The following is a 16,976-nucleotide window of genomic DNA, read 5'->3' as shown; positions in this document are numbered from 1 at the left end:
TCACCAGCTGATCAAGAAAGGAGTTTTACGAATGATCCATATGACGGATATTCATTTTATACGCGAACAACGCCATATTTTACATGATGTTTCCTTCCACGCCAACAAAGGTGAAAACTGGGTTCTTCTTGGTAAGAACGGCTCGGGTAAAACCACGCTGCTGGAGATGATGACGGGTTACCAGTTCCCATCCAGAGGCAAGGTCGAAGTGCTGGGCAACCGGTATGGACAGTGCGATGTCCGTGAAGTTCGCAAGAAGATCGGATATAACAGCCAGTCTCTGTTCGAGAAGCTGAACTTGGCGGATACGGTCTGGGAAGTCGTAGCGACAGGGGAATACGCTTATTTGCGTTTTTATCAGGAAATTCCTGAGGATGTTAAACGGAAAGCGTACGGGATGCTGGACAAGATCGGACTGCCGCATGTTGCCGGTCAGCCTCTTGGGACACTATCCCAAGGTGAACGCAAAAAAGTCATGCTGGCCCGTTCCATGATGCTCCAGCCGCAGCTGCTTATCTTAGACGAGCCCTGCTCAGGGCTGGATTTGTATGAACGCGAGAAGCTGCTGACTTCGATTCAAGATTTCAGCGATCAAGAGATGACCATTCTGTACGTTACTCATCACATCGAAGAAATTATTCCGATTTTTACACATGTCGCTCTCATTGAACAGGGCCGTATCATTGCAGCGGGACCCAAAGAAGAAGTGCTGACGCCGGAACATTTGTATTCAGCTTTTCAGGTGCCGCTCGAAGTGGAGTGGTTCTGCAATAGACCATGGATAAAGGTGCTGTAACGTGATGAATGACAACGAGAAAGAGCTTAATCGTATACAGTGGATCGGCACGGCTAACAGAGGGTTCGCCCAGCAGGCGCAGGAAGAAGTCCGGCGATTAATGCCTGGGGTTAAATTCCGCACATTAGTGCCGACCGAAACATTCCTGGCCGACACTCCGGGCAGCTGGGCGGATATTACGCGCTTGATCCAAGACAAGGAACCTATTTTCCTGCGCCATATGCAGCCGGTTGAGGCAGAGCTGGGTTTGCAGCACAACGAGGGCGATTTGGCTTCAGCGGTCGGGCTTGCAGAGCGGATTTGCCTGGATGAGAAGGGCGGTTCTATCGCTGTCCAGGTCCGGATTGCAGAGCGCACTGATGTGCCTTTTGGAGCATCCGAAGTTAAAACAGCCATAGAAGACAAGATTAGAGAGCAGTCTGGTACGGAAGTGGTCGTAAGGCACGCGGACCGGATTATGTCCGTCTACATCGGGCCTGGCGCTATTTATGCCGGAATCTCTTCCCCGGAGGATAACTTGTCTGATTGGAGCGGAGGCGCTATCCGGTTCCAGAGAGAAGAGAACCAAATTTCCAGAGCAAAGTTCAAACTGCTGGAAGCCGAGCGTAAATTCAATCTTCATTTCGGGGATTTCCGCAAAGGAGTCGATGTCGGTGCCGCACCGGGCGGCTGGACATCACTGCTTCTGGAGCGGGGCTTGCACGTGACGGCGATTGATCCTGCAAAGCTTCATCCGAGTCTTCTTCAGCATCCCAGGCTGACCTATCATGCTAAAAATGCGGGTGATGTCAAGCTTGCTCATAATGAATTTGATCTGCTGGTTTGCGATATGAGCTGGAGTCCGAGACAGATGAGCCGCTTGATCCTTGATCTGCTGCCTGCTCTGAAGAGCGGCGGGACAGCGGTCATTACAGCCAAACTTATGCATAAAAAGCCCTTTCAGACCGTGAAAGAGCTAGAGCATGATTTTGCCAAAGAACTTGAGCTTCGCCAAGCGAAGCAGTTGTTTCATAACCGGGAAGAGCTGACTCTCTATTTCGTGAAGAAGTAGGAGAATATTCTTTATAAAAGAGATGGAATGCTGCCGGGAACTCAGCTGCGATTCAGTTGAATGATTACCCAGGACAGCAGAGTCGCGAAGCAGCTCCATACTAAATAAGGGACAAGCAGCCATGCGGCGAATTTCGAATACGGTACAGTCATAATGATCAGCGAGCAGGCCGTTGCAGCGACTGCAAAGCTGTCAAGAAAAGCGAGTTCCAAATTTTTGACTTTAAACAAAAAAAACGGATACGCTTGATTGAACAAATAGTTAGAGGTTACCGCCGCAATCCAGCCGATCCCGATGTCGGTAAAACCGGAAGTCCGCGTATACACAATCGCAATTGAAACGGCTATGCAGGCATACAAAAATGCCCAGACCATGCCGATTAATTGGCCGGAGGGTGCCCATGAAGGCACTTTAACCGTGGCGTACCATTGCGGGTCATTGGGAAAAAGAATGCCAGAAATTAAAAACAATCCATAAATCACAAGAACAATCGTGATAAAGGATAACAACCCTATCACCTCCGCAGATAGCTTATCCGTTATTATAGGTATATGGCCAAGTCTGAGCGGTATGCTAAAAAGATAGAAAATATAAGTTGACCACTTGGGTTATTCTGGTATAATAAGCATAATTAAACATGCAGGATAGCAAGCGGAAGCACCGCTGGCGTTGGAGAGTAATCTCCCGTCAGCGGTGCTTTTTTTGTTGCTTGCAGCGGGAGAGCGGGGTGAATCATGAAGAGACGAAGCAGAATCCGGTGGGCACTGACTGTCTTTGCAGTTGGAGCGGTATTGATTGCGGGTGGGCTGCTGCAGTTGAATGGCTAAGCGGAGGGAGAATCAGGAATGAATCATTTATTGCTTGTTTGGGTGGATCATCATGCGGAATATGCGAATAGACTAGAGCAATTTGTGCGTACTTCCGAGTATCGGGACAAGCTTCAGATCCGCTTATTTACCCAATTGAGCTATGCCAGTCAATGCTTAAAGGAAGCAGATCCCAACCGCTGTGTACTGGTATGCTCGGAACCATTCAGAGAAGCAATGCCAGCTTCCGCTGAGCAGTTTCCCTGTCTGCATATGTATGTATCCGAGGATAAGAATCGGAGCTCAGCCCACGCTGGTACTTTGATCTACCGGTATCAGCCGCTCCGGTCTTTACTGAAGGAACTTATGCTGCGGCAGACTGAGTACCGGGGCAGCCCTGTCTCGATTCCATCCGGAGGCAGATCGACGAGGATCCTATCCTTGTATTCTAGTGTCGGGGGGTACGGCAAGAGTGTTACTGCGCTTAATATGGCGGCTGTCCTGTCTTCGCAGCATAAAAGCGTCCTGTACCTGTCATTGGAGACCGTAAGCGCATCAGGCCTGCTTCTGCAGGATGGCAAGACAGATTCTTTCTCAAGACTTCTGTATTTGATGAAAAAATCCCCTGAGACAGTAGCCGCCTATGTTGACGCTCTTAAAAGCCGGCACCCGGCATATGGCTTCGATTACTTGATGCCGCTGCCGAATATCCATGAAGCAGATGAATTATCCGCGGATGATGTCGGAACTCTGCTTGCCGGAATTAGAAGCAGCGGCAGTTTTGACTACGTTGTATTGGATCTGGAAAGCTCTGTTCATCCGCGCAACGAACATGCCTTGTCTTTGAGCGATACGGTGGTTTGGCTCGTGGCAGACGATCTGTACGGTCTGAATAAGACGAGACAGATGAAGAACATCGCAGGAGTAGAGGACAAAACTTGTTTTGTTTTAAATAAATACACAGGTATTACAGGGAATGATATGGAGTCATTCGGGGTTTCCCTATATGGAAAATTGCCTTACATTCCAGAGTGGAAGACGATTACAGAACCAGCTGCCTGGGTCAATGAACCGGTGTTTACGGATGGTGTGAATAGACTGGCGCAAAGCCTTTTGGAAGGAGCTGAATTCAGTTGACATGATGGAGGAATGGATCCGTTCGTTCAAAGAACAAATAAATTTCCGGTTAGATCCGACACAAGCCACAACCGATGATGAACTAATGAGTTTGATAGAGGAGGTGGTGCTGGAGGGAAGCAAAAACGGTGAATTGACAGCGGGGCAAAAGTGGGAGCTGGTCCATCGAATCTATCACTCCTACCGCGGATTAGACGTGCTGCAGCCGCTTATTGACGATCCCGCCATTACAGAGATTATGATCAACAGCCACCGGGAGATCTTTATCGAACGGGATGGGCAGGTAAGCCGAAATGAGGCGGAGTTTGAAAGCCGGGAGAGGCTGGAAGACATGATTCAGTCGATTGTAGCCAAAGTGAACCGGACCGTCAATGAAATGTCCCCGATTGTGGATGCCCGTCTTCAGGACGGCTCCCGTGTGAATGTCGTGTTACCGCCCGTTGCGCTTAAGGGACCCACGATGACGATCCGGAAATTCTCGGCGAATCCGCTGACAATGGAGAGTCTGATCCTACGCGGGGCACTGACCGAGCAAGCAGCCGAGCTGCTTCGGGTTCTTGTTCAATCGAAATTTAATCTGTTTATCGGAGGCGGCACAGGGTCCGGCAAAACGACTTTTCTTAATGCACTGTCCCAGTGGATTCCGGAAGAGGAGCGAATCATAACGATTGAAGACTCTGCCGAGCTTCAAATCCGAACGGTACCTAACCTTGTCAGTCTTGAGACGCGCAATGCCAATACGGAGGGCAAAGGTGAAATCGGGATCCGGGATCTTATCCGGTCCTCACTGCGTATGCGGCCTAACCGCATTATTGTGGGAGAAGTCCGGGGGGCGGAGGCGATTGAGATGCTGAATGCCATGAATACCGGCCATGATGGAAGACTGTATAGTTCAATATATAGTTCATTTTTACCCGTTAGTGATACTCAACCGTTATAGATGAATCGAAGAACTTATTTTTTACGCCCTTTGGATTTTCTAAATCCGTGTGCAAAGTAAGCTTTTTGAAAACAATTCTGCAAATCTCTATTTTTTCTTCGTCATTTAAAAGAGGCCACAGATCTTTCATTTCTCTTAATTGAGATTTGATGTGTTCGGACTCCTCATCATTAACCTTTAACGTATCAATTTCTTTCTGAAAAGTTGCTTCCTTGATTTTTTCCTCATTGATTCGTTCTTTCAGTTCATCGACTGACAAAAGATCATTTACAAACATGTACTGCCATTTCTTCATGCGTTCTCTCGTATCATCCAGCTGTCGTTTGATTTTTTGTATTTCCTTTTCCTTGTTCTGTCGCTCTGCTTTTACTTTCTTCATCTTTTGTTCAGTCATATTTTCATCGATCGTAATTTTTTCTATATGTTCAAATAAAAGATGCTCCACATGAACTTGTCTAAACATCGGCATCCTGCAGGAGTCATTATCTTTTCTGCGGCCACACCAATAATAAGGTGTGCGTACTTGTCCACTTTTCGTTGTTCTCTTGTTGGTCAGCCTGCCGTACATGCTGGACCCGCATTTACCGCAGCGTAGAATGCCTGTAAACCAATATTCAAGCTTACGTGTATGTCCGCCATTAGAACGTTGGCGTATCAAGCTCATATGCTCTCTATACTCCTCTAATGTCCAAATGGCTTCATGTGTCCCTACAGCCTCTAGCATGTCCACTCGTTCTTCTCTTCTACGCTGCGGGTACTTGCCATTGGCCATTTTACTGCCAAAGTGAATGATACCCGCATAAAATATGTTCTCTAGGGTCAAGCCAACGGTGGATTGTGTCCAGTTGTAATTCCGGCGCAGGATACCTTCTTGGACTAACTGTACTGCTATTTTCTTCAGGCTCATATTGTCTTTTACATACATGGATCTTATTTTCCGCAAAACCTCAGCTTCTTCAGGAATTACCTTGCCATCTGATGTGTATCCATAAGGATACTTTCCCCCGGGTTTCTTACCTTCAATAACTTTCTGCTCCATGCCTAAACGAACACGTTCTCCAATGTTCTCTCGTTCCCACTGAGCTATGTCGGCAATTAGACGAATGAACAATCTACCGGTGGCTGTACGAGTCTCAAAGGATTCCGTGCTGGATTGAAACATAACCTTGTGTGCCTCGAATAGCTTTAACAGCTTGTCACAGTCCGCGGTAGAACGGGTGAGACGGTCAAGTTTATACACCAGGACCATATCGAATTTATCTTGCTCCATATCCTCTAGCATACGCTTCATAGCCGGTCTGTTAAGATCCTTGGCCGAGAACCCTTCGTCTATATAAAAATCGACTACAGTCCAATCCTGGGAGTCACAGTAGGCTACTAACTTCCTCTTCTGAGCCTCTATAGAGAATCCATCACGAGCTTGATCATCCGTTGATACCCTAATGTATAAAACTACTCTCATGACATAGCCTCCATGATGTCTGTTTAGATATACCTACAGTATACAAGATATGTAAGTGGTGGACGATAAAAAGAACCCTAATTCGGGCCTCATTTTTTTACTGTAATTATATTACCTATTTAAAAGGAAAATTTACCCTTTATGTCGAAGTGAGCTTTTGAGAGATAAAATAAGCGCAAGGGGACAAAGATAATGAATAGAAGGCTCAAAGAGTACCTGAATTTTGAATCACTGAAAAGATTTCTTAAAGATAATCAATTAAAAAATTCTGGTATAAAGTCAGAATTATTAGACAGGATCAATGACTCCCTTGAGAATGGGTCCTTGGATAGAGATGATTGGGAAAGCTACATTTCAAATGAATTAAAATACGGACATAATCGGGCAATTTACTTTTCCAAATTGAATTCTGCATCGTTGCATAAGGTGAGGAATAGGGTTAGGTTAATAGAAGCATTATCTTCAGCTGAGTTAAGTTTCAATAATTTCTCAGATTATATAAATGCCTTTCCTGAATCTGAAGAGCCGGAACTTGCACATTTACACATTTATCATGATGATGACATGGTAAATAAAGTGGAAATGTGTTTTGTCAATATGGTTATGGTAAATAAGGCTGCGGATGAAGGCGAATTCATACAGGTGGACGAAACAGACTATATCTGGGTAGAAATTGACCTCACAAAAGAAGTTATTTGTATATCCTTACGGCCACGAAGTAATACAAACGAAACATCAGGTAGAACCTTACAACTTTTTGATAAAATTACTTCATTAATGACTGATATCTTTTCCCTAAGGTATTTGTCTAATGATCATATGAAAACTACTTTATACACAATTTTTAGAGAATTAACATCAAAAGCCGAGCATCCTTATGTAGAAAAAGTTAAATTGTTGGCATCAGAAATTGAAGAAATTTGCCAAAAGTATGCTGCTGATTTAGAATTGCCAAGTGAGAAAGATCCAGTTAACCTTCCTTTTAGATTTCGAAGATTACTCGAGAGGGCACTAATTCAGAATGACTTTTACCACTTTAAAGCATATTCATCTGGTAAGCTTGGAACTGTAGAAAAGTTCTTTTATGCTGATGACACTGGAGCTAGAGTAAATGCTGCTGCTAACGAAGGGGATGGCATTGAGTTATCAGATATATACTTTGATACACGCGAGACAATTGATGATCAGCGTAAATTTAATAAATTATGGGTAACTTGGTTTATGCCGAAAGATTTTCCTGTCAGAGATTGTAATGTGAGGCTTGAGGTGACTTCAAAGTATTTCGTATTACACTTCTATAGTTATCTGCAAGGAGCTGAAAAAAACCATGTACTTTCCACCATTGATACGTTTAGGGAGTTACAATATTAATCCATTTGCTATTGGTTTACTTGATTCTTGGTTGGCTGTACAGAGACAAGCTGTGCTAAGTAATCTGTCACCGATACGATTTTCAGACCAGAGTGATATTGATGTAGAACTTGCTATTGATATGTTCTCACTATCTGCACAACAAGATATTGGTGTATTGAAGGCAATATATAAGTGTATATGTCCAAATTGTGATGGGCAAAACGGTAAGTATAATGCTCTCTCATCTTTACCAAAACAGGACATAATATGTAGATATTGTGGTTATAATTATTCTCCAAATCAACGTCTAGATTATGTTGAAATTGTTTTTGAAAGGTGCCTAGAACCTTCTGAATCGGTTACAAGTACTCGAGAGAGAGATAAATTTTCAAACAGCGGAGTTATTAACCTGGGAAATGCAGAGAGCCTTCGAGTACAAGACATCATTGATAAACCTAATAAGGCTCGAAGGCATTTACTAAATAATCTTGATAGTCGATATGAGGCAGCTCAGTGAAAATAAGAAATTTAGTTTATCTAATTATATCTATAATAGTACTTGCATTAACTATAAGTTTAACTTCTTCTTTACTACTTGCTTATTTCCAAGCTGGGAAAGACTGGGTAGGCGCAATGATTGGAGCAGCAGGTAACATAATTGGTGGTATAATAGGGGGATATATAGCCTATTTTGTTGCTCGTTATCAGATTGAGGAAAGTGGAAGAAATCAAATTTTAAACGAAAAAAAGGAAGTCGCCAGTCTTTCTCTTATATTAAAAGAAGAAATAAAAAATAATTCCTTGATACTTGCATCAATTAACTCTTCAGAGCAGGTTGACGGGCACTTACTGAAATACGACTTATCAAAGGAAGCGTGGAATTATTTTTCTATAAAAGCAGCTCATAAATTAGATGAAGCTTTGTTCATTAGCCTTAATACAGTGTACAGAAAAGTACAAATATATCAGGGGCTAACAGTAGAAGAGCTAGAAAAAGAAATTAAACTGGAACAGATTAATACATTAAAATTTCAATTTGACGATTGCATTAGAAAATTAGAAATATTCACAAAAGAAAAATTATAATTTATCGGTGCTCCTACGGATTTAATTTCATCAGGAGCTTTTTTTAATGAAATCCTATAATCGATTTGAGACTATAAAAAGGAGAAATGCGATGTTAAAGTATTTGCCTCAATCAGAAATTGAAAACATAATTTACCCTGCGACTTTTGGTTTGGTCGCGACATTACTGTTCTTAATTTTCGCCACTATTTTTTATAAGAGGTATGGTAGTGAATTTCCATCGCAGGTGGCTTATTTCATCGCATTGAGTATAGTAATTCTAATATTCGTTGGAAGCTTTAAATACAAGGAACAGATCGGTGTGTTGTATAGTTTTTTTGTATAAGCAGAAGACCCTTCATCATGAGGGTCTTTTTACTTTGTATTATAGATCCTATAGGGTACTTATATATGATCTAGTGGTTGGTTAGGGTATAAGGTGTTTGGATATGAATCAAACCTTTTGGATGTATAGTGTAGTAAAAATATTATCCTCTAACATGTATTCAAGTTCTTTCATTTTCATCTCAAGTCGATATAAAACATTTTTTGTTTTTGAAGTATCACAAATTTGGAGAATCTCTCTATACGTTTTCATAGATTCGTACAATTGCTCGGGATTTTCAACTGGTGAGTAAATGTCTATTATTATGTTTTCTTCGATTTTTACTGAGTAAGTATAGAGGCCGCGGTTTCCTTCTACAAGAGTGTATGAAGATGTTGAACTAGCGATCTTATCAACAATATCGTCTGCTAACAGAAGCGGGTTACTTTTTGAACCTATCGGTATGGCTGCAGCTAAACTGAATACTATGAAAAAAATTAATACATAACTAAATGCTTCATAAGCATCATCTGACCAAGTACTCTCAATTCCAGAATTCCAGTTTCGTATTATGAAAAAGAGAAATATTAGTACGAACATCTTAAATAAAATGAACATTGGTGATTTCATAGTCAACACCTTTAATATTTAAATTGTATATACTAAGCAATATAGGTGTTTCTAATCCGTTTTGACCTAAGGAAATAGGGTACCCATATAACAAAATAAATGAAATTGTAGACCAAATTAGGGATTACCGTGTCAAGCGCTGGCGAGTTAATATCATATATCAGTTGAGTTGAGAAGAAAAACACTATAGCAAGTACTAAGCGTATGGATAGATAAGCAATAGATAATCTAGGAAACCATTTGCTCTGTTTTAAACAAGCAAAGCCGATAACTAATGGGAAAAGAACACCTAGAAGTAATGCTAATGTTTCCAAAAAAACATTCATGCCAATCATCGGGGAATTCTGGACAATATCTCTAAATTCCTGTGATTGATATAAGGGTATATAGTAATCGAATAAATTTGTTACTGAGGAAAAAAGCACGAACATCAGACCAATTGCAAATAATATCAACCAGCCACCAAAACCATAAAGTATTATTAATTTCTCTGTTTGTCTATTATTCCTTGATCTGTTCTTCAGAGATATAACAAAACTGATCGGCAGGAGAGCTAGTGCGATAATAAAATTAAAGAGAAAGTCGAATAACCATATAGCAATTGCCACGACAATTATAGCGATTATACCGTCTGATATCTTACCTTCAAACTCTCCCTCTAATAACCAAGCTTCTCCACCAGCAAAGGATTTGTAAATTAAATAAAGGCCATAAAATGTTAGTGCATAACTAAGTATGAGCTTTATAAATTCGGCAATCGTTACAAAAAGTTTTTCAAACAAAGATTGATTCCTATATTCGACAGAACCCTCCTCGGTAGTTTTTACTTCAACTTCTGTGTCCATTTAATCCGCTCACTTTCCTGTTTTTAAAGATCAATCTTAATTCAAACATATTTTACCAACATTGCATATGGTGCTATTTTGTCGAACGCTGTCATAATTCACGGAAATACGAAAAATTTTGCAATATGGGAAAATTTAAGTTTACGGATTTCAGAATTTTCTATAAACTGAGGGGGAACGTTTACAAAAAAAATAGGCAAACTCTTCGAAAGGAGGGGACGCAAAGCTAAAGGGGCTACTTCCAATGGATATGCCAGCCAGTTGCAAATCAAAGCGTCCATCTGTTTATTAATGATGGATTTTTATCTTATAGTTAGAAAAATTACTGAAATTTGAGTACAATGGTGTAAGAGTAGTTACCTACTCTTCCTAATCCCGGATTTTCCACGTGTAAAGATCGTCAATTGTACAGCCGATAATGTGTGAGATTGATTTTGCAACTTCCATTCCCATTATATAGCGAAGATTGCAGTAATCTGATATTCGTTGGGCCGAATATCCTGTTTGTTCAGCTAACCATTGCTGGTTTTTGCCGATCTCACGGAGTAGTCTGGGGATTAGGCAACGTTCTGGTTCAAAGACCATGACGGTGCCACCTTATATTTTTTTGTTTAAAAATAGAACATATGTTTGTATAATCATACTTACTATACTATTTGCGACCGGAGCTGACATAGATGGCAGACCAATCAAACAAAAAAGATATGGATTTATACAACTTATTCATTCATAAGAATTGGGATCTGCAAAAGTTGATTGAAATAATTGGCGAAGAGAGGATCATTTCTCCTGAGCAACAAAACGAATATAAGAAAGGATCTTCTTAACTTTTTCGGAATCAAGTGTCTCGCCTTTGTAAGTAAAGTTATATTTTTCTAATAGATGATCATCTGATAATTCTATATCATCCATAAACTCATCTACCCCAGTTAGCTCAGACCACTCCTCTAATTCAGCTTTTAATTCTCCTTTAAGCTCATTTGATATGTCGGGGTCTTTAATTAAGGACTTATATCTTTCTCTCATCTTGGAGAGTATCATATGGGCTTCTAGATCTTCTTCAAGTTTGTAATCAGCATCAACATATCCTGCTAACTTCATCAGGTCTTTGTATTCCATTTTTAAACCTTTAGCTAGTTTTTCGATTGTATCAGGCTTTGGAGTTCCTCTTTTTTTGTTTTCCAATTTAGAGATCAACCCCGCACTAACCCCTGAGTATATCCCGAGTTGATTAACCGTGTAACCTTTTCTTTCCCTTAATTCCCGGAGAATATCGCCAAAGTCTTTTTCAGTACCTTCGTATTCCTCATGACTCAATTTTTAGCACCTCCTGTACAATAAAAAAACCGTACATTATCAAGTTTACTTTTGTCGTGTACAAAAAGAAATTATTTTCGAAAAAACTGTTGACAGAAGTAAATAATGGATTTAATATATACTTAAGTCAATGACAAATGTACACAGAAAGGAGCGAACCTAATAATGATTCAGACAAGGATTCACTTAAACACTGACTATGTATATAAAGAAATGGAGCGCCGCGGCATTAAATCAGTTAACGGATTAGCCCGTCAGATCGGCATCTCTGAATCAATGATGAATCTTATGATGCGAGAAAAAAGATATCCAGGCAGGAAGACGATCAGTTTAATGAAGTCGTACTTTAATGTCAATTTTGAAACTCTGTTTGTAGAGGTGTTGACAAAAGTACACAAAAGCGCCTGAAGGGAGTAATCGAATTGAACGAGCAGCATATGACTCTTCCGTTATCAGCAGACATTCAAGTAATTACAGCAGAAATCAATAGCTACAAGCAAATTGCTGGTCAGTCTATATACGAAATTGGAAAAAGACTCAAGCACGTTAAGATTAACGACCTTGCACATGGAGAATGGATGCGCTGGCTTAATGAGATAGAGATGAGTCATCAAACTGCACAAAAATTTATTCAAGTTCACGAGCAATTCGGAAACCTCGCGATGTCGCGAGGTATACCAACCGGAAAAATATTTGAAATGTTGTCTCTTCCTGAATCTGTAGACAGAAATAAGTTTCTCTCGGAGTCTCACATAATACCGACTACAGGCGAGACAAAAACAGTTGATGAAATGACAGTCCGCGAGTTACGCGAAGTCAAGAAGTCACTTAAGGAAGCTGAGCGCCGCGCAAAAGAATCAGAAGAACTTTTAGAATCCACTAAGACAGCAGCCGACTACTGGAAAGATCAAGCTTCAAAAGCTCAAAATACTCCACCGCGAATTGAAACAGTGACAGTCGAGAAGATTCCGGATGACCTTAAAAATGAAATCGAAGAATCCCGATTCAAAATCAAAAACCTTCAAGCTGGCTACCAAGAAGCTGTTCAGAAGCTTAAAGAGTTCGAACTTAGAGAAACTGTTGATTTTGATGAAGAGCAAGCAGCCCTTCAAAGAAAAAAACTAATGCATGAGGCCGACCTAACAACGATCCATCTAAGAATCCACATTAAGCAGTTCTTAGAGAAAGCAGCTGTAGGAACTTTCATGCAGGGGGCAATAGCTCACTCTAACGATCTCGAAAAGAAACAACTAAGCCAGAGTCTTGAAATGCTTGAATCCTATGTATCTCAATTAAAAGCTGCCTTAAACGGCCGAAAACTAGGAGGAATAATCAATGAGTAAACAATTAGTTGAGCAAAAACAGGTGTTTTCTTTCTTGGAGAAAGCTCTCGAAAAATCCAAACAACAAGACGCCGCTATGGAAGCCGTAATCAACCACATGAAAGTGCTTTATGTCGATGTTGTCGGTATCAAATCGGACGTTGAAGAACGTTTCACTGAAATGAATGTAATGGTCCAGGAAGTACGCGATAGTGTTACGTTACTCAACTCCGAATGCACTCAATTGCACTCCGCAGTTGCATCGAGATCAATCAAACTTACTAAAGATCGGTTCCATGAAGAGGATGAATCGTTTTCAAAAACAGTCGGAAAGTACAGACGGTTAATCTGGAAAAAACTTAAAGAAAAATATGATGTCCATAAATACAATTGCATCCGCAGAATTGACTTCTATGAAGCAGTAGAGTTTGTAAAAACATTCAAGCCAGAAGATTACATTTAGGACGTAAGTCCAAAATTGGACTCTCCAATACCAGATAAGGCGGTGACACTCATGAAGAAACCACCTCATAATCCCGGCATGAGCGATAAGGCTTGGGAGAAGCTACACGAGTTTATAGCCCGTGTACTGCCGGTAGTCGAGCGTAGAGAGGCTGAGAAACAGGCTTCTAAAAAAGGTGCATAAGGACGGTGAACAACATGTCAGCAATTGCACGGTTTGTCCACCCCGATCTCTCGCATACCCATAGATTGAGGGGGAATGCGCGTATGAAGAAACATGAAATGAAACCAGGCCAGACCGGAAAAATTATGGAGACTTATAAATTTGGTAATTCGATATCTCATATCTGTGACGGGTACCTAGCTGAGACAACGGAAGAAATCGAACATATCCTAGACAACCACCAAGCGGCGGGTTGGGTGATCCTTAACAAGCAATATGTATAAACATTCCAACTATATCACAAAGGAGAGATATACAGTGAGCCCTAGCGCACAAGTACTGAACAAGAGAATCGTTGAGGAGATCGGCTTCTTGGAGACGATACCGCAGGATGAAGAAGCCATCAGTGATTTTGTGAAATACAACCACAAAGACACGATCCTGCTGCTGAGAGATATACAGCGGGTCTTAGTAAGGGAGGAGATAGTATGACTAAGACAATCCGGCATGACGGGAAAGAGTTCATTGTAGTTGAAGAACATGGTCCCGATGAAGTCACAGCTTACCGGGAAAGTGTTAAAGGACATATCGAGATTTATACAGCTGTCCCATTTTATGAACCGCGCGTGGATCTTCTGCACATTAAATCAATCGAGAAGATATTGGCTTGGAGAGAGTTTACAGAAGAAGTAGAACGCAATGATCGTCAGCTTGAACTACATTGGCGCCTTAACCGGGAGATCGAGCAGGAGGCGAATGTGGGTTGATGTCTGCTGACAGTTTCCTTGTCTACGCAATTGGTTGTTACGGGCTATTAATGACCGCTATGGGAGTCGTAGCGTTACATCCTAGAGTGCGTAAGTCAACAGACTTCTACATCCCGATTTTCTTGATCGTGATGGGAATTTTGCAACTGCTCATGGCTTTATACATTTTGATTTTATAGGACGGTGCTGACCTTGGCGGATAGGTTCAAGGCAATAGAAAAAATGTATCTGGATAGGGAAACACATAAAACGTTCAAAGTTTGGCATCCCCAAATCAAGATTGATGGCAAATGGTGCTTTCTAGCGGATGATTCCAGTCGAACTAAATTAAAAGAAGCACCAGACAAGATTACAGCTTTTGAAATGGCTATTACGGCGATACGGAGAATAGAAAAAGAGAATTTTGAATAGGAGCGCAGCATGTTTCGGACAGTCGAGGAAATAATCGAGCATTACACCAAAAAGGAGCACGAAGAAGAGATGAATACTGCCATTGTTTCAGCTCACATGTACTTAACTGGAGTGGGTTCCTGCATGGAAGTCTTAAATATTATTCATGACGATTTTAATGGAACCGGAATTTTCGATGATTTAGAATCTGCACTCTTGGAGCAGATAGAGCCGGATTACGAATATAGCGAAAGTTACTTTTTCATCGCTATTGTGAAGGCTGAGTTCGTAGAGCATCGCAATTGGGAAGGCTCGGAGTACGAGGTTGAATACGATGTAACAGAAATCAAAAACATTAGTCAAATAAGCCTGATTGAAGAGTACTACACCCAAAAGGAGCACGGGGACAATGGACATGTACCGCTGGTTAGCGAGTCAAAGACCCCACAACAAGATGCAGAACCGGAATCTTCTGATTAACGCATATAGAAAAGGCGTCCTTCAGCTGCAACTGAATTGGCGCCCTCAACAAAACATTCCTGAGGTCATTGTACCACAAATGGAGAGTGAGCGTGAATGCGAAGTAAAACTCGCTGTGTGATCCAGCGTAAGGGTACAGACGCTTATCTTAACCGCAGAGGGGACGGGCTCACCGGTGATCTGTTCGCAGCGATCCGGTTCCCGAGCCTCGAAGAATGCAGTGAGTGGCTGCTGAACTGCATCTACGCGCCGGAGGACACGGAGAACTACGAGTGTGTCGAGGTTGAAATATCAATCCAGATCAAACAGGAGGTGTGAATCCTCATGGATGATGCACAAACAATCATGCAAAGGCTACAGGACCCGTTTCTACCGGAGGATATCGAGTGGCGAGTTGGCGCTACGAATGCGGACAAGTCCAAAGGGATAGCACTAGCCTACGTAACAAATCGAGCGATCATGAGCCGTCTGGACGCGATATTCGGGCCTTTTGGCTGGCGAAACGAGTTCCGCGAGTGGAAAGGGACAAGCCAGCTTTGCGGAATCTCAATCTTATGGAATGGTGAATGGATTACGAAATGGGACGGAGCAGACGACAGCCAGACAGAGGCCGTCAAAGGCGGGCTATCTGACGCGATGAAACGGGCAGGGTACCAATGGGGAATCGGTCGCTACCTTTACAACCTGGAGAACCAATGGGCGCCAATTAAGCAGCAAGGACGGTCTTATGTGCTTGCACAGGTACCGAAGCTCCCATTGTGGGCGCTTCCTTCCGACTTCAAATATACCGAAAGAACGCAAAAAGTATTTGAACCACCAAGCGACACTAGCGCGGAGGCACCTCCAAGTCCGAACGATCTACACTTGCTGTTTGACGAGCCTGCAGAACAGCCGGCCAAACCTCCTGCGCAGAAAGAGGAGACAGTCAGCGCAGTCAGAACCAGGGTGTACAAGCTTCGGGGTGAGCTTGGATGGGGATGGGATGATTTAGTGACTTTTGCTACGGAATCACTCAAAAGAGAAGTAAAGCTTCTTAACAAAGATATCACTGATGTAAACGACTGGAAGCTAATCGAAAGCCTTCTACTTCAAACGAAGAGAGCGAGTTGAATCTGATGAACTTAGCCAATCAGCCTGTTCGAGATTATAGCAAAGAAAAGCAGATCAAAAGCCGCCGTATAAAGCCCACACAACGTCAGATGGGCGAGATAAGCCCAAAGGTCGACCGTGAGCTAAAAGAGCGCTCACAGGACATTTGTGAGGTCCAGAAACGTTGCAACGGTGCCCGGGCAATCGAACGAGCGCATATCACCGGTCGTAAGCAGTTGAGTCACCGTACAAGGGCAGTGGATCTCTTACATGCATGCAAACCTTGTCACACTTGGATGGACGAAAGTGTAGAGGGAATCCGGTTTAGAAAAGCGCTAAGGGAGCAAACGAAATGAACATGAAAGCCAACATATATGGGACGTACTGGTTCTTACGCCACAGCGTCCCTGGGAGGGTCGTTAAATGGCTGAAGTGAACCGGGAAGAGTTACTGAGAGCGCTGATCGGTAGATACGAAGAGCAGCTGGAGCAAGTAAACGACGATAACGGCAAACGTCACTGGAATGCGGAACTTGATAAATGCGAAGAAGAGTTACAACGGCTTCTAGCCGGTTAG

Annotated in this window: 24 protein-coding genes, 1 pseudogene and 1 riboswitch; of the genes and pseudogenes, 19 read left to right on the top strand and 6 right to left on the bottom strand. The window is 42.2% G+C overall.

The window, feature by feature from the left end:
- Window positions 1–31: 31 nt before the first annotated feature.
- Both EDM21_RS12850 and EDM21_RS12845 read left to right on the top strand, forming a co-directional pair.
- A complete protein-coding gene (locus EDM21_RS12850; protein WP_157336047.1) occupies window positions 32–796 on the top strand; it encodes an ABC transporter ATP-binding protein in 765 nt (254 codons plus the stop codon).
- 4 nt (window positions 797–800) lie between these two features.
- Complete coding sequence (locus EDM21_RS12845) at window positions 801–1,847, top strand: SAM-dependent methyltransferase (RefSeq protein WP_157336045.1); 1,047 nt, start codon at window positions 801–803, stop codon at window positions 1,845–1,847.
- 41 nt (window positions 1,848–1,888) lie between these two features.
- On the opposite strand, the gene EDM21_RS12840 is transcribed toward EDM21_RS12845, so the two are convergent.
- Window positions 1,889–2,356, bottom strand: a complete 468-nt coding sequence (locus EDM21_RS12840) for a TspO/MBR family protein (protein WP_157336043.1) — start codon at window positions 2,354–2,356, stop codon at window positions 1,889–1,891.
- 336 nt (window positions 2,357–2,692) lie between these two features.
- Between EDM21_RS12840 and EDM21_RS12835 the strand changes: the two genes are divergently transcribed.
- Entirely contained in the window at window positions 2,693–3,790 is a 1,098-nt protein-coding gene (locus EDM21_RS12835) for an AAA family ATPase (protein WP_157336041.1), read from the top strand.
- A 1-nt stretch (window position 3,791) separates the two neighbouring features.
- Window positions 3,792–4,676 (top strand): annotated as a pseudogene (locus tag EDM21_RS12830) (CpaF family protein); the annotation flags it as partial.
- A 31-nt stretch (window positions 4,677–4,707) separates the two neighbouring features.
- On the opposite strand, the gene EDM21_RS12825 reads toward EDM21_RS12830, so the two are convergent.
- Window positions 4,708–6,192, bottom strand: coding sequence for a recombinase family protein (locus EDM21_RS12825; protein WP_157336039.1), 1,485 nt, complete (start codon window positions 6,190–6,192; stop codon window positions 4,708–4,710).
- 192 nt (window positions 6,193–6,384) lie between these two features.
- Here EDM21_RS12825 and EDM21_RS12820 point away from each other — a divergent pair, with 192 nt between their 5' ends.
- Genes EDM21_RS12820 through EDM21_RS12810 form a run of 3 tightly spaced genes read left to right on the top strand, consistent with a single transcriptional unit; the run spans window position 6,385 to window position 8,631 of the window.
- Window positions 6,385–7,563 carry a hypothetical protein gene (locus EDM21_RS12820; protein WP_157336037.1) on the top strand — a complete coding sequence of 393 codons (1,179 nt, stop codon included), beginning with the start codon at window positions 6,385–6,387 and terminating at the stop codon, window positions 7,561–7,563.
- Entirely contained in the window at window positions 7,520–8,062 is a 543-nt protein-coding gene (locus EDM21_RS12815; protein ID WP_157336035.1) for a DUF5939 domain-containing protein, read from the top strand. Before EDM21_RS12820 ends, EDM21_RS12815 begins: the two co-directional genes overlap by 44 nt.
- Window positions 8,059–8,631: a hypothetical protein gene (locus EDM21_RS12810; protein ID WP_157336033.1), complete on the top strand. Its 573-nt coding sequence runs from the start codon at window positions 8,059–8,061 to the stop codon at window positions 8,629–8,631. The genes EDM21_RS12815 and EDM21_RS12810 overlap by 4 nt, the downstream gene beginning before the upstream one ends.
- Before the next feature lie 433 nt (window positions 8,632–9,064).
- Here the strand turns inward: EDM21_RS12810 and EDM21_RS12805 are convergent, their stop codons facing one another.
- From EDM21_RS12805 to EDM21_RS12790, 4 genes are all read right to left on the bottom strand, one after another.
- On the bottom strand, window positions 9,065–9,565 hold the full coding sequence (locus tag EDM21_RS12805; RefSeq protein WP_157336031.1) for a hypothetical protein: 501 nt from the start codon (window positions 9,563–9,565) through the stop codon (window positions 9,065–9,067).
- A gap of 32 nt (window positions 9,566–9,597) precedes the next feature.
- Entirely contained in the window at window positions 9,598–10,410 is an 813-nt protein-coding gene (locus tag EDM21_RS12800; RefSeq protein ID WP_157336029.1) for a DUF2569 domain-containing protein, read from the bottom strand.
- Between the two features lie 185 nt (window positions 10,411–10,595).
- Window positions 10,596–10,679: riboswitch (cyclic di-GMP riboswitch) on the top strand.
- Between the two features lie 100 nt (window positions 10,680–10,779).
- Window positions 10,780–10,995 (bottom strand): helix-turn-helix transcriptional regulator, encoded by a 216-nt coding sequence (locus tag EDM21_RS25515; RefSeq protein WP_157336027.1) that lies wholly within the window; start codon window positions 10,993–10,995, stop codon window positions 10,780–10,782.
- A 195-nt stretch (window positions 10,996–11,190) separates the two neighbouring features.
- Complete coding sequence (locus tag EDM21_RS12790) at window positions 11,191–11,727, bottom strand: helix-turn-helix domain-containing protein (protein WP_157336025.1); 537 nt, start codon at window positions 11,725–11,727, stop codon at window positions 11,191–11,193.
- A 165-nt stretch (window positions 11,728–11,892) separates the two neighbouring features.
- On the opposite strand from EDM21_RS12790, the gene EDM21_RS25510 reads away from it, so the two are divergent.
- The 12 genes from EDM21_RS25510 (at window position 11,893) to EDM21_RS12740 (ending at window position 16,976) form a co-directional block, all read left to right on the top strand.
- On the top strand, window positions 11,893–12,135 hold the full coding sequence (locus tag EDM21_RS25510; RefSeq protein WP_420850657.1) for a helix-turn-helix domain-containing protein: 243 nt from the start codon (window positions 11,893–11,895) through the stop codon (window positions 12,133–12,135).
- Between the two features lie 14 nt (window positions 12,136–12,149).
- Window positions 12,150–13,070, top strand: a complete 921-nt coding sequence (locus tag EDM21_RS12785; protein ID WP_235918171.1) for a DUF3102 domain-containing protein — start codon at window positions 12,150–12,152, stop codon at window positions 13,068–13,070.
- The gene (locus EDM21_RS12780) at window positions 13,063–13,512 is read left to right on the top strand and encodes an ORF6C domain-containing protein (protein ID WP_157336024.1); all 450 of its coding nucleotides are present in this window, start codon (window positions 13,063–13,065) and stop codon (window positions 13,510–13,512) included. Before EDM21_RS12785 ends, EDM21_RS12780 begins: the two co-directional genes overlap by 8 nt.
- A 51-nt stretch (window positions 13,513–13,563) precedes the next feature.
- Window positions 13,564–13,695, top strand: a complete 132-nt coding sequence (locus EDM21_RS25245) for a hypothetical protein (RefSeq protein WP_268893077.1) — start codon at window positions 13,564–13,566, stop codon at window positions 13,693–13,695.
- An 83-nt stretch (window positions 13,696–13,778) separates the two neighbouring features.
- Complete coding sequence (locus tag EDM21_RS12775; RefSeq protein WP_157336022.1) at window positions 13,779–13,958, top strand: hypothetical protein; 180 nt, start codon at window positions 13,779–13,781, stop codon at window positions 13,956–13,958.
- Window positions 13,959–13,992: 34 nt separating this feature from the next.
- Window positions 13,993–14,166 carry a hypothetical protein gene (locus EDM21_RS12770; RefSeq protein WP_157336020.1) on the top strand — a complete coding sequence of 58 codons (174 nt, stop codon included), beginning with the start codon at window positions 13,993–13,995 and terminating at the stop codon, window positions 14,164–14,166.
- Window positions 14,163–14,441 carry a hypothetical protein gene (locus tag EDM21_RS12765; protein ID WP_157336018.1) on the top strand — a complete coding sequence of 93 codons (279 nt, stop codon included), beginning with the start codon at window positions 14,163–14,165 and terminating at the stop codon, window positions 14,439–14,441. The genes EDM21_RS12770 and EDM21_RS12765 overlap by 4 nt, the downstream gene beginning before the upstream one ends.
- Window positions 14,442–14,633: 192 nt before the next feature.
- Window positions 14,634–14,852 carry a hypothetical protein gene (locus EDM21_RS12760; RefSeq protein WP_157336015.1) on the top strand — a complete coding sequence of 73 codons (219 nt, stop codon included), beginning with the start codon at window positions 14,634–14,636 and terminating at the stop codon, window positions 14,850–14,852.
- A 9-nt stretch (window positions 14,853–14,861) separates the two neighbouring features.
- Window positions 14,862–15,311, top strand: a complete 450-nt coding sequence (locus EDM21_RS12755; protein ID WP_157336013.1) for a hypothetical protein — start codon at window positions 14,862–14,864, stop codon at window positions 15,309–15,311.
- Between the two features lie 96 nt (window positions 15,312–15,407).
- Window positions 15,408–15,629: a hypothetical protein gene (locus EDM21_RS12750; protein ID WP_157336011.1), complete on the top strand. Its 222-nt coding sequence runs from the start codon at window positions 15,408–15,410 to the stop codon at window positions 15,627–15,629.
- Window positions 15,630–15,635: 6 nt separating this feature from the next.
- Window positions 15,636–16,421, top strand: a complete 786-nt coding sequence (locus EDM21_RS12745; protein WP_201280789.1) for a Rad52/Rad22 family DNA repair protein — start codon at window positions 15,636–15,638, stop codon at window positions 16,419–16,421.
- A gap of 402 nt (window positions 16,422–16,823) precedes the next feature.
- The gene (locus EDM21_RS12740) at window positions 16,824–16,976 is read left to right on the top strand and encodes a hypothetical protein (protein WP_157336009.1); all 153 of its coding nucleotides are present in this window, start codon (window positions 16,824–16,826) and stop codon (window positions 16,974–16,976) included.

The sequence above is a fragment of the Paenibacillus lutrae genome, assembly GCF_009757775.1.
Lineage (GTDB): Bacteria > Bacillota > Bacilli > Paenibacillales > NBRC-103111 > Paenibacillus_F > Paenibacillus_F lutrae.
Note: the sequence above shows the minus strand (reverse complement) of the source record. Positions and strands in the feature narration are given on the sequence as shown.